This window comes from Streptomyces sp. NPDC088124 (assembly GCF_040685895.1).
In the GTDB taxonomy this organism is placed as follows: domain Bacteria; phylum Actinomycetota; class Actinomycetes; order Streptomycetales; family Streptomycetaceae; genus Streptomyces.
Map to the genome: position 1 here is coordinate 65,365 of NZ_JBFBJB010000035.1, position 12,371 is coordinate 77,735.

General features: G+C 70.9%; 12 protein-coding genes. 9 read left to right on the plus strand and 3 right to left on the minus strand.

Features of this window, described 5'->3' with window-relative positions:
- Position 1 precedes the first annotated feature (1 nt).
- On the plus strand, positions 2-1,243 hold the full coding sequence (locus tag AB0P17_RS26985; protein ID WP_365814518.1) for an acetylhydrolase: 1,242 nt from the start codon (positions 2-4) through the stop codon (positions 1,241-1,243).
- 47 nt (positions 1,244-1,290) lie between these two features.
- Here AB0P17_RS26985 and aztA read toward each other — a convergent pair whose 3' ends face one another.
- A complete protein-coding gene (gene aztA / locus AB0P17_RS26990; RefSeq protein ID WP_365814519.1) occupies positions 1,291-2,034 on the minus strand; it encodes a zinc ABC transporter ATP-binding protein AztA in 744 nt (247 codons plus the stop codon).
- A gap of 15 nt (positions 2,035-2,049) precedes the next feature.
- Between aztA and aztB the strand changes: the two genes are divergently transcribed.
- The 5 genes from aztB (at position 2,050) to AB0P17_RS27015 (ending at position 7,763) form a co-directional block, all read left to right on the plus strand.
- Positions 2,050-2,904, plus strand: a complete 855-nt coding sequence (aztB, locus tag AB0P17_RS26995; RefSeq protein ID WP_365814520.1) for a zinc ABC transporter permease AztB — start codon at positions 2,050-2,052, stop codon at positions 2,902-2,904.
- 20 nt (positions 2,905-2,924) lie between these two features.
- A complete protein-coding gene (locus AB0P17_RS27000) occupies positions 2,925-4,160 on the plus strand; it encodes a hypothetical protein (protein ID WP_365814521.1) in 1,236 nt (411 codons plus the stop codon).
- Positions 4,157-5,167 carry a zinc ABC transporter substrate-binding protein AztC gene (aztC, locus tag AB0P17_RS27005; protein ID WP_365814522.1) on the plus strand — a complete coding sequence of 337 codons (1,011 nt, stop codon included), beginning with the start codon at positions 4,157-4,159 and terminating at the stop codon, positions 5,165-5,167. Before AB0P17_RS27000 ends, aztC begins: the two co-directional genes overlap by 4 nt.
- 173 nt (positions 5,168-5,340) lie before the next feature.
- Complete coding sequence (gene aztD / locus AB0P17_RS27010; protein WP_365814523.1) at positions 5,341-6,543, plus strand: zinc metallochaperone AztD; 1,203 nt, start codon at positions 5,341-5,343, stop codon at positions 6,541-6,543.
- Between the two features lie 191 nt (positions 6,544-6,734).
- Entirely contained in the window at positions 6,735-7,763 is a 1,029-nt protein-coding gene (locus AB0P17_RS27015; RefSeq protein ID WP_365814524.1) for an alcohol dehydrogenase catalytic domain-containing protein, read from the plus strand.
- 32 nt (positions 7,764-7,795) lie between these two features.
- Here AB0P17_RS27015 and AB0P17_RS27020 read toward each other — a convergent pair whose 3' ends face one another.
- Positions 7,796-9,208, minus strand: a complete 1,413-nt coding sequence (locus tag AB0P17_RS27020) for an MFS transporter (RefSeq protein ID WP_365814525.1) — start codon at positions 9,206-9,208, stop codon at positions 7,796-7,798.
- Positions 9,209-9,376: 168 nt separating this feature from the next.
- Positions 9,377-9,871 carry an Rrf2 family transcriptional regulator gene (locus tag AB0P17_RS27025; protein WP_365814526.1) on the minus strand — a complete coding sequence of 165 codons (495 nt, stop codon included), beginning with the start codon at positions 9,869-9,871 and terminating at the stop codon, positions 9,377-9,379.
- Between the two features lie 141 nt (positions 9,872-10,012).
- Between AB0P17_RS27025 and AB0P17_RS27030 the strand changes: the two genes are divergently transcribed.
- From AB0P17_RS27030 to AB0P17_RS27040, 3 genes are all read left to right on the plus strand, one after another.
- Complete coding sequence (locus AB0P17_RS27030; RefSeq protein ID WP_365814527.1) at positions 10,013-11,131, plus strand: NADH:flavin oxidoreductase; 1,119 nt, start codon at positions 10,013-10,015, stop codon at positions 11,129-11,131.
- Positions 11,132-11,435: 304 nt separating this feature from the next.
- Positions 11,436-11,594, plus strand: a complete 159-nt coding sequence (locus tag AB0P17_RS27035; protein WP_365814528.1) for a hypothetical protein — start codon at positions 11,436-11,438, stop codon at positions 11,592-11,594.
- 59 nt (positions 11,595-11,653) lie between these two features.
- Positions 11,654-12,253: a cadmium resistance transporter gene (locus AB0P17_RS27040; RefSeq protein ID WP_365814529.1), complete on the plus strand. Its 600-nt coding sequence runs from the start codon at positions 11,654-11,656 to the stop codon at positions 12,251-12,253.
- Positions 12,254-12,371 lie beyond the last annotated feature (118 nt).

Here is a 12,371-nt window from a genome sequence, read left to right on the forward strand (position 1 = left end):
CGTGACCGTCGCACCGTTCACCAACCGGCACGCAATGACACGCCGCCGCGTCCTGGGCGCCGTGCTCGCGTCCGGTGCCACCGCCGTGCCGCTCGCCGCCGCGAGTCCCGCCCGGGCCGTCCCGGCCCAGGCCCGCCGGGACGCCACCCCACCGGCCCCGGCGCGGCTCACCTTGCCCGTCCCCACCGGACCGTACCCGGTGGGGACGGTGGAACTGCACCTCGTCGACACCTCCCGCCCCGATCCCGACGCCGGCCACCATCGTCAGTTGATGGCCGGTGTCTGGTACCCCGCCCATGGCGACACCGATCGGTACCCGCGGGTGCCGTGGCTGCCCAGCGGCGTACTGCGGGCGCTGCTCGCCTCCGCGGGCCTCCCGCCCGACGTCGCTCCGGCACCCCTGACGGCCGGACACGAGGGCGCCCCGGTGCACCGCACGCGCCACGGCCTGCCGGTCGTCGTGTACTCGCACGGTGCGGGCAGCCACCGCGCCGACCACACCGTCGTCGTACAGGAACTCGCCAGTCACGGCTACGTCGTGGTGACGGTGGACCACATCGGCGACGCGTTCAGCCGGCTGCCCGACGGCCGGGTGGTCACCCCGATCAGGGATGGCCGGCACACGATGTACGCGCTGGACTACGCGAAGGACCTCCGCTTCGTCCTCGACCGCGTCGAGGAGCTCGCGGCCGGGCACAACCCCGACGCCGGGCGCCGCCCGCTGCCGGACGGCTTGCGGGGGGCGCTCGACACGTCGCGCATCGGCATGTTCGGCTGGTCGAAGGGCGGCACGGCCACCGCGTGCGTCATGCTGACGGACCGGCGCGTGCGGGCCGGCCTGAGCCTGGACGGACCGATGCAGCCCGGACCGGCGCAGCCCACGATCACCACCGACCTGGACCGGCCGTTCATGATGATGACCGCCGTGTTCACCCGCCCCGACGATCCGCACGTGGCCGAGTTCTGGTCCCATCTGAAGGGCTGGCGGCTCAATGTCGGGGCCGCGGGCGCGACCCACCGGTCCTCCGGCGACATCCAGGTGCTCATGCCGCAGGTGGCGAAGCTGGTCGGCATGAGTGACGAACAGCTGGCGGCATGGATCGGCACCCTCCGCCCGGCCAGGGCCGTGCGGATCCAGCAGGCCTATCCGCTCGCCTTCTTCGACCAGCACCTCCGCCACCGCCGGGTCCATCTGCTGGAGGGACCGTCGCGGGCATTTCCCGAGGTGCGGTACCTGCCGTAGCGGCGGAACAGCCCGCCGTCGTGCCGTCGTAACAGCGGAGCAGGACGTCAGAGCAGGTGCCGGATGCGGGTCGGCGTCGACGCGGTGAGCACCTGGTCGGGGTGCCCTTGCGCTGCGAGGCGGCCGTTCCGGAGCAGGAGGCAGGCGTCCGCCGCGCGTGCGGCCGTCAGGTCGTGCGTGGCCTGGACGACCGTCACACCGTCCGCGACGAGTGCCGTCAGCAGGGCGCTGATCCGTTCCCTCGCCTCCGGGTCCAGACCCGTGGTCGGTTCGTCGAGGAGCAGCAGGTCCGATTCCTGTGCCAGCCCCTGTGCGATGAGGGCGCGTTGACGCTGTCCGCCCGACAGTTCCCCCAGTTGGCGTGGGGCGAGGTCACCGATGCCGAGCCGCTCCAGTGCGGCGTCCACGGCTGAGCGGTCCCGGCGGGTCAGCCGGCGCCATGGGCCGCGCTCGCCCCAGCGCCCCATCTCCACGGTCTGCCGGACGGTGAGCGGGAGGGCCTCACCGGCGGCTCCGCGCTGCGGTACGAACGCCGGTGACCGTTCTCCGCTGTGCCGGATGTCGCCGGATGTCGGAGGGATCACACCGGCGAGAACGCCGAGCAGGGTCGACTTGCCGCTGCCGTTCGGTCCGACGAGCGCTGTCGTGGTCAACCGCGCTATGTCCGCGGTGAGTTGTCGCAGCACGGGGCGACCGGGGTAGCCGGCGCACAGGTCGGTGAAGTGGACACGAGAAGTCAGGTCCCGGGGCGAGGCGGGCGAGGAAGGCGGTTTGTTGAACATGGTTTTCATTGTAGTGTCCTCGCCATGGAATGGTTGACGGCCCCGTTCGAGGTGGCCTTTGTGCAGCGAGCCCTGTGGGGCGGCATCCTGGTGTCCGCGATCTGTGCGCCGGCGGGCACCTGGGTGGTACTGCGGGGGATGGCCTTCCTCGGTGACGCGATGTCCCACGGTCTGCTGCCGGGAGTCGCGCTGGCCGCGCTGTTCGGCACGAACCTGCTGGTGGGCGCTGTGGTCAGCGCCGCCGTCATGACGGCCGGCGTCACGGTACTCGGGCGTACCCCGAGGCTGTCCCAGGACACCGGCATCGGACTGCTCTTCGTCGGCATGCTCTCGCTCGGCGTGATCATCGTCTCGCGGTCGCAGTCCTTCGCGGTGGACCTGACCGGCTTCCTGTTCGGCGACGTCCTGGCCGTCCGGCAGCAGGACCTCTTTCTGCTCGCGGGAGCGCTGTCCGTGGCGCTGGTGGTGTCGGTCCTCGGCCACCGCCCCTTCCTGGCCCTGGCGTTCGACCCGGGCAAGGCCCGGACGCTGGGGCTGCGTCCCCGCCTGGCCAACGCCGTACTGCTCGGCCTGCTCGGCCTGGCGATCGTCGCCTCGTTCCACATCGTGGGAACACTGCTGGTCCTCGGCCTGCTCATCGCTCCGCCGGCAGCGGCTCTGCCGTGGGCGCGCAGCGTCCCTGGGGTCATGGCGCTCGCCGCCCTCCTCGGCATCGCCGCCACGTTCGGCGGCCTCCTGCTGTCCTGGCACCTGGGCACCGCCGCCGGCGCGACCGTATCGGCCCTCGCGGTGAGCCTGTTCTTCCTCTCCCACCTGGCATCCGGCCTCCGCCACCGTCGTACGCGCCCTGGCCCTGCCCCCGCCCCCGAAGCCAACTGAAAGAAGCCTGAGGCGAACGCATGACCGTCCACAGAAACGTCACTCCGTGGGCTTCGGCCACACTGGTGCTCACCGCGCTGCTCGCCACGAGTTGCGCGGGGGAGAAGGAGCACGCCCCACGCCCCCCGGCGAGTTCCTCGTCCGCCACTCCGCACGGATACGTCGAAGGGGCGGACGAGGCCGCCGAACAGCAGTCCCGTCTGCTCCTCAACGACCCCCACAGCGGCGACAGCAGGGTTCTCGACCTCACCACCGGCAGGGTGCACACGACAGCCCGGGTGCAGGGCGCCGTCCGGCTGGGCACGGACGGACGATTCGGGTATCTCCACGCCTCCGGCGGCACGCACGTGCTCGACAGCGGCGCCTGGATGGTGGACCACGGGGACCACGCCCACTACTACAGCGCGGCGGCACGTGACGTCGGCAGGCTGGCCGTGGGGCGCCGGGCGCAGGTGCGCAGCGACGCGGTCGTGACCGCGGTGACCGACGGGGACGGGCGGACTGTCCTGTACGACCGGAGCAAGCTGGAGAAGGGCGAGATCGCCTTGTCCCGGACGCTTGCCGGTACGTACACCGGCGCCGTCCTGCCGTACGGGGAACACCTGCTGGCCTTCGCCGACGAGGCGGGCACCACGCGGCTCGTCGTGCTCGACCGGAAGGGCAGGCGCATCGCCTCCCCGGACGCGCGGTGCGAGGAACCACGAGGAGACGCCGTCACCCGGCGTGGCGTGGTCCTCGGCTGCGCCGGCGGAGCCCTGCTCGTCCGTGACGAGAACGGCGCCTTCACCGCCGAGGAGATTCCCTACGGCGAGTTCGTCCCGGCGAAGGAACGGGCCACCTCCTTCCGCCGGCGACCCGGCAGCGACACCCTCACCGCACCGGCCGGAGACCACGCCGTATGGGTCCTGGACGTCACCGCACGGACCTGGACCCGGGTGGACACCGGGCCCGTCGTCGCCGCCAACACCGCCGGAGAGGGCTCCCCGCTGCTCGTCCTGGAGACCGACGGCTCCCTGCACGGCTACGACATCGCCACCGGACGGCAGACCGCGCGGACCGGACCGCTCCTCACCGGAGAAGAGCGGGCCGACGCCGACCACAGCGCCCCTGTGATCGAGGTCGACCGCAGCCGCGCCTACGTCAACGACCCCGGGGGCAAGCGGGTGTTCGAGATCGACTACAACGACGGTCTGCGCCTCGCGCGCTCCTTCGACCTGGACATCGAGCCGGTCCTCATGGCGGAGACCGGCCGATGAGCCGGAGCGCGGCGAAGCAGCGCGTACGGGTGAGCGTGGCACGGCTGCGCCGCCTGATCGTGGGCCTGCTCGCCCTCGCCACGGTGGCTGCTGCCGCCGCCTGCACCACCGGTGAGGACCGGCCCCGTATCGTCGTCACGACCAACATCCTCGGCGACATCACCCGGGAGATCGTCGGTACGGAAGCCGACGTCACCGTCCTGATGAAGCCCGGCGCCGATCCGCACTCCTTCGGGCTGTCGGCGGTGCAGGCCGCCGAGCTGGAGCGCGCCGACCTCGTGGTCCACAACGGCCTGGGGCTGGAGGAGAACGTCCTGCGGCACGTGGACGCCGCCCGCGAGTCCGGCGTCGCCATTTTCGCGGCCGGCGAGGCGGCCGACCCGCTCACCTTCCGGACGCCGGCCGACGACGGTGGCACGACCTCGGGGATGAGCCCCGACGAAACGGAAGGTCAACCCGACCCGCACTTCTGGACCGACCCCGGCCGGGTGCGCAAGGTCACCGGCCTGATAGCCGACCAGGTGATCAAGCATGTCGACGGCGTGGACGAGAGCGCGATACGCGCACACGCCGACCGCTACGACGAGGAACTCGCGGTCCTCACCGCCTGGATGGAGAAATCCTTCGACCGCATTCCCGAGGACAGGCGCGCCCTGGTGACCAACCACCACGTCTTCGGCTACCTCGCCGACCGCTTCGGCTTCGAGGTGATCGGCGCGGTGATCCCCAGCGGCACCACACTGGCCTCACCCAGCTCCTCCGACCTGCGTTCGCTCACCGAGGCGATGGCGGAGGCCGGCGTACGCACCGTGTTCGCCGACTCCTCCCGGCCCACCCGCCTCGCCGAGGTCCTGCGCGCGGAGTCGGGTGGCCGGGTCCAGGTCGTGGAACTCCACTCGGAGTCGCTGACCGCCCAGGGCGAGGGCGCGGACACCTACCTGCGGATGATGCGCGCCAACACCACCGCCATGACCGACGGCCTGACCGCCGCGACGAACGGCGACTGACCCCCTCTTACGCCCCCCCTCGGACGGACACAGGCTCACTTCCCTCCGTACGGACACCGGCTCAACTCCCGTACGGACACCGGGCGAGCGGACCGGACCGGACTGTCACACACCCCATGCCGTACGCGGCACACCACTCGCCGCCACCGAGCGGCGCGGAAAGGAACACACCGATGAACAGGCCCCTACGCGACAGAGTCCTCACCGGGACGGCACTCGCCCTGGCGGTGTCCACGGTCCTGACGGCCTGTGCGGGGAACGAGGCCACCTCCGACGCCAAGGCCGAGGGCACCGCGAAGGCCACGCCCGCCGCCGCGGTCAAGGACCCGCTGGTCGCCACCTTCGACGGCGGTCTGTACATCCTGGACGGTGAGAACCTCAAGCTGATCAGGACCATAGGGATGTCCGGTTTCAACCGGGTCAACCCCGCCGGTGACGAGGACCACGTCATCGTCTCCACCGGCACGGGCTTCCGCGTGCTGGACGCCACCCGGCAGGCCCTCACCGACATCGAGTACCAGGGTTCCAAGCCCGGCCACGTCGTACGGCACGCCGGCAGGACGGCGCTCTTCACCGACGGCACCGGAGAGGTCAACGTCTTCGACCCCGCCGATCTGAGCGGCGGCGGGAAGCCGGAAGGACGCACCTACTCCTCCGCCGAGGCGCACCACGGTGTCGCCGTCGCACTGGCCAACGGCGAACTTCTCAGCACCCTGGGCACCGAGGAGAAGCGGACCGGCGCGCTGGTGCTGGACGAGAACAACAAGGAGATCACCCGCAACGAGAAGTGCCCCGGTGTGCACGGTGAGGCCGCCGCCCGCAACGAGGCGATCGCCGTCGGCTGCGAGGACGGCGTCCTGATCTACCAGGACGGGAACTTCACCAAGGTCGACGCTCCCGACGACTACGGCCGCATCGGCAATCAGGCCGGCAGCGACGCCTCCCCGGTCCTCCTGGGTGACTACAAGACCGACCCGGAGGCCGAGTTGGAGCGGCCGACCCGCGTCTCCCTCATCGACACGGAGAAGAAGAAGCTGCGCCTGGTCGACCTGGGCACCAGCTACTCCTTCCGCTCGCTGGCCCGCGGCCCGCGGGGCGAGGCCCTTGTCCTCGGTACCGACGGCGCCCTCCACGTCATCGACCAGAACAGCGGTGAGGTCGAGAAGAGGATCCCCGCCGTGGGTGCGTGGCAGGAGCCGCTGGACTGGCAGCGGGCCCGGCCCACCCTGTTCGTCCGGGACGGCACCGCGTATGTCTCCGACCCCGGTGAGAAGGCCCTGCACGCCATCGATCTGGCGACCGGCAGGAAGACGGCCTCCGTCACCCTGCCGGAGAGCACCAACGAACTGTCCGGCGTGGTCGCGGGAGGACACTGACCGCGCAGTCCCTTCCCGCAGCTCAGGGGCGGTCGGCCGGCGTCGTGGATTGCCGTCGGCCTCTTCCGCCTTGAGAATGGAACTCTGGCGGAACACCGTGGGACGCACGCGACCTGACCGAGGAGGAGCCTCCCGAAAGCAGCCCCCGGGCGGGCCCGCCGGTCCACGGGTACGACTTCCGAGGAGCGCTGATGAAGGATACCTACCGAGCCGCGGAGGTGACCGCTCCGAACGGCACGCTCGAACTCACCGAGCGGACGCTGCGGCAGACGGACGCGGGGCAGGTCAGGATTGCCGTGGAGGCATGCGGGATCTGCCATAGCGATGCCTTCTTCGTGAGCGGCGGACTACCTGGAGCGTCCTTTCCCGTCGTGCCCGGGCACGAGATCGCCGGGCGCGTCGAGGAACTGGGCGAAGGCGCCGGGGAGCAGGGCTTGCAGATCGGTGACCGGGTCGCCGTCGGCTGGTTCGGCGGGAGTTGCGGGCACTGCGAGCCCTGCAGGCAGGGCGACTTCATCGTCTGCCGGAACCTGAAGGTTCCCGGGTGGACGTACGACGGGGGATTCGCCGAGAAGGTGATCGCCCCCGTCGACGCACTGGCCCGCATCCCCGACGGGCTGACGGCCTCCGACGCCGGGCCCCTCGCGTGTGCCGGTGTGACGGTCTTCAACGGGCTGCGGCGCAGCTCCGCCCGGCCCGGAGACCTGGTCGCGGTGCTCGGGCTCGGCGGCCTGGGGCACCTCGCCGTGCGGTACGCGGTCGCGATGGGGTTCGAGACCGTGGCGATCGCCCGCGGTCCCGAGAAGGCCGACTTCGCCGGGCGACTCGGCGCTCATCACTACGTGGACAGCACGGCAGGCACCCCGGCGGCCGAGAGACTGCGGTCCCTCGGCGGTGCCAAGGTCCTCCTGGCGACCGCCGCGAACTCCGCAGCCATCACCTCCGTCGTGAACGGCATGGCGCCCCGGGGCGAACTCGTCGTCATCGGAGCCGACACCACGCCCCTGGGCATCAACCCGTCCCAACTGCTCACGGACGCCTACGTCATCAGGGGCCACCCCTCCGGCACCGCACAGGACGTCGAGGACACCATGGCGTTCAGCACTCTGCACGACATCCGGCCCATGACCGAGCTCATGCCGCTGGACCGCGCGGAGGAGGCATTCCAGAAGATGCTCGCCGGCAAGGCCCGCTTCCGGATGGTCCTCACGGTCGGCTGAGAAGAACATGTCCGCCGCCGCGCGCCACCCGTTCAGCCGGGGGAGTGGCGGGGAGTCTTCCGCGGGATGCAGAAGAGCGCGAGGGCGGCGGCCGCCAGGTACGCGGCCGCGCCGACGGCCATGCCGGTCCGCAGCCCGGCGGTGAAGCTGGCCGCGGCGGCCAGCAGGGAGCCTCCCAGCGCGACGCCCGCGGCACTGCCCACCTGACGGGTGGTGTTGAACAGGGCGGAGGCGGTGCCGGAGTACTGGTCCGGGGCGGCCGACATCACGGTGGTGGTCGATCCGGTGAGGGCGAAGGACGTTCCGAAGCCCGCCGCCATCATCGGCACCACGAGCAGCGCATAGTCCGGGTCGGGTCCGGCCACGGCCCAGCCCGCCAGGCCCGCCGCACCCAGGAGCATGCCGGTGACCACGAGCGGGCGGTGTCCGGTGCGGCGCGCGAGTCGCCCGGACAGGACAGAGGCGAACATGGTCATGGCCACGGCCGGGAAGAGGGCGAACCCGGTACGCAGCGCGGTCAGTCCCCGCTCGTGCTGGAAGTACAGGCTGGCGGTGAAGATCATGCCGTAGAAAGCGAAGTTGAAGAGCAGGCCGATGGCCGCTCCGCCGCTCATCGGGCGGGAGCACAGCAGCGGCAGGGGCAGTATGGGAGTACGGGCCAGATGCTCGCGCAGGACGAACACGGCGGCCGCGAGCAGGCACAGGCCCGCCCCGGTCAGAATCAGCGGGTCCGTCCAGCCGCGTCGTCCGGCCTCGTTGAGAACAGCGGTGAGCAGGGCCACCACCGCGATGACCGCGCACTGGGCCGGCCAGTCCACGGGGCGGTCCGTGCGCCGGGCCGAGGCGGGCACGCGGCGCAGTGTGAGCAGCAGGCAGGCACACCCGACGGGCAGATTGATGAAGAACACCCAGCGCCAGCCCACGGTGGTGACCAGGAGCCCGCCCAGGAGGGGACCTGCGGAGGCGGCGATACCCGCCATGGAGCCCCACAGGCCGAAGGCCCGGGAGCGCTCGGCGGGCGAAGGGAAGGCGTGTTGGAGGAGGGCGAGCGAGGCGGGCACGATCAGCGCCGCGCCCACTCCCTCCAACAGCCGGGCGGCGACCAGGGTGGCGGTGCTCCAGGCCAGTCCGCAGCAGGCCGAGGCGACGGTGAACACCGCCACCCCGGTGCAGAAGATCCGGCGGTTGCCCAGCCGGTCACCCAGCGCCCCGCCGGTGAGCAGCAGGCCCGCGAAGATCAGGGTGTAACCGTTGGTGATCCACTGGATTCCGGTCAGGGACGCCGACAGCTCCCGTCCCACCTCCGGAACGGCGACGTTGATGACGGTCACGTCCAGGATGACCATGAAGTAACCCGCGCAGACCGCGAGCAGCGGAGCGAGGGACCGGCCCGAAGGCGGGGACCCAACCGGTCCATGGGCATGGGGACCACTGGCACGCACCATGGAAACACGGTATTTCACGCATTGCGCATTACCTGGTAGCCCGGCTCGGTGCCCGTGCCCGTGCCCGTGCCGGTGCCCGTGCTGTCACGCCGAACGAGTTGTCGGCAACGGCCGGGACGCCGATCGCTGAGCACAGCACCTGACGGATTGCGAGGCGACGTCGGCGGATCACGCCTGAGCCCGCGTACCGCCGGTGTGGGTCCGGCCGGTGGCCGGAACGGTCGGACGGATGTGGTGGTCCGCGCAGCGCAGCTCATGCATGGCGTCGGCGAGCGTCTGGTCGCCGAGCGTGGTGAGTACGGCCTGCTCGGCGCGCTCGGTCAGCCGGGCGAAGAACCCGGCGGTGTGTGCCGACACCTGGCAGGTGTGCCGGCCCTCGGGGCGGCATGTCCACAGTGGCTTGTCGCCGATGACGCTGACGTAGACCTCGGCGAGCGGGATGTCCTGCGGGGAGCGGGCCAGTCTCGCGCCGCCGGTGCGCCCCTTCACCGAGTCCACCAGGCCGTCCCTGACGAGGGGGGTCAGGAGTTTGCGGACCAGGCTCGGGTTGGTGTTCAGGCGCTCGGCGAGCTGGCTGGAACTCACCACCGCAACGCCCTCCTCGGCCGCGACGCCGAGGAGCACCAACGTCGTCAGGGCGCTGGAGAACCGGACGTCCAACACGGGGTACCACCCTTTCTCCTCAAGTGCAGCCTAACGGACATCCCTCCCCTGGCCTTAAAACGTACTCGTCACAGTTGCACTTTGAGGATGAGATATGTACGTTTGAAAAGTACACATAAATCGTCCCGGGAGTATGTCTTCATGCCTTCGCTCGCAGCTCAGCACCTGGCCAGGCCCTTCACGCTGGGTTCCATGGAATTGCGGAACCGGATCGTGATGGCTCCGATGACCCGGGCCCAGTCCCCGGGCGGTGTGCCGGGGGAGAACGTCGCCGCCTACTACGCGCGGCGGGCCGCGGGAGGAACCGGGCTCATCGTCACCGAAGGCACCTACGTCGATCACCCGAGCGCGGGCGATGTGGAGAGCGTGCCGCGATTCCACGGTGTGGAGCAGCTCGCCGGCTGGCGCGGTGTCGTCGACGCCGTGCACGCCGAAGGCGGCCGGATCGTGCCCCAGTTGTGGCACGTCGGCATCACGCGGAAGGCCGGCAACCCGCCGTTCGCCGACGCCCCGTCGGTCGGTCCGTCCGGCATCGCGCTCGACGGCACCCCCGGAGCCGGAAAGACGCTGTCCCTTTCCGACATCGACGACATCATCGGGGCCTTCGGCGATGCCGCGCGGGAAGCCGAACGCATCGGGTTCGACGGCGTGGAACTGCACGGCGCGCACGGCTACCTCATCGACGAGTTCCTGTGGCAGCGGACCAATCGGCGCACCGATGCCTACGGCGGCAACGTCCTTTCGCGGGTGAAGTTCGCCGCCGACATCGTCGCCGCCGTCCGTGAACGGGTCTCGCCCGACTTCCCCGTGATCCTGCGTTTCTCCCAGTGGAAGGCGTTCAACTACGACGCCCGGCTGGCCGCGGGTCCGGACGAACTCCAGGAACTGCTGGACCCGTTGGCCCAGGCCGGAGTCGACGCCTTCCACGCCTCGGGCCGCCGCTACTGGGAACCCGAGTTCCCCGAGAGCGGGCTCGACCTGAACCTGGCGGGCTGGACGAGGAAGCTCACCGGCAAGCCCGTCATCACGGTCGGCTCGGTGGGGCTGGACGCCGTCTTCGACCCCAGCACCCTCGGGGCCTCGCACGTCGGGGTCGACAGCGTCGAGCGTCTCCTGGAACGCCTGGAGCGCGACGAATTCGACCTCGTGGCCGTCGGCCGGGCGATGCTGGCGGACCCGCAGTGGGCGAACAAGATCCTCGAAGGCAAGGAGTCCGAGCTCGTTCCCTTCGGTGCCGAAGCCCTCCAGGTCCTGAACTGACGGACGCCTGCGCCCCCGAAGGCGTACTGCGGGAGCGGAAGTTCATCACTCAGGACGGTACACGCCCGCCGCGCGGATGCGGCGGGCGTGCCGCCGAGGAGCCGCGACCGGGCTGTGCCGGCCCCAACGGCAGGCACGCACAGCCCGCGGGCGCGTCCATCCCTCCAGCCGTTGACCCGCTCGCCGGGACTCTGTTCACGGGCCGTGCGCAAAGTTGACGGGCCGGCTCCCGGGATCCGGGGGCGGCCGACGCGATGTTCCGAGCGGCGGTACGGTGGCTGTCAGATCTGCGGTGGGGGTGGACGTGGCACGCATCTGGGCCGGGCTGGCCGTGGGCTTCGCGGCGCTGGCCGTCGGCAGCATCGCATCCAAAGACCCCGGTGTGCCGATCCGCGGCGGCGACCTGGTGATCACCGGGCTCCTGGCCTGCCTCGCCTGGGCCTGCTGGAGAGCCCGACGGTGATGGCACGGCCTTCCGGCGGACCGCACGTCAACTCCTGAGCACAGAGAGGCCGTCCATCCGTGGACCCGGGCATCATCGGACAGGCGGCCGGCCTGTTCGCCGTCACCAACATCGACGACATCCTGATCCTGTCCCTGTTCTTCGCCCAAGGCGCCGGACACCGCGGATCGGCCCGCCGGATCGTGCTCGGCCAGTACCTCGGCTTCGCCGCCATCCTCGCCGTAGCGGCCGCCGCGGCGTTCGGTGCGACCTTCCTGCCCGAGGCCGCCATTCCCTACCTCGGACTTCTGCCTCTCGCTCTTGGTCTCAAGGCGGCTTGGCAGGCCTGGAAGCAGCGGAGCGAGGAGAACGACGAGGAGAAGACCCCGTCGGGCGGCGGCCCGGGCATGCTGGCGGTCGCCGCGGTCACCTTCGCCAACGGCGGCGACAACATCGGCGTCTACGTTCCCGTGTTCGCCACCGCCGGCGTCGGCGGCATGACCGTCTACGCCATCGTCTTCCTTGTTCTGGTGGCGGTGTGGTGCTTCGCGGGACGATTCCTCGCCACCCGCCCGGTCATCGCCCAGGCACTCAGCCGATGGGGCCACATCCTGCTCCCGCTGGTGCTGATAGCCATCGGCCTGGTCATCCTCATCGAGGGCGGCGCCTTCGGCCTGTAACCGGAACCCGTACAGGTCGGCGCTCATGCGGCCGGGAGGGGAACCGCTGTGCCATTCGGAGCGGTCCGGGATCCGGCCCGGTTCGCCGGTCGGACCTCATCCGACCACACCCTGGGGA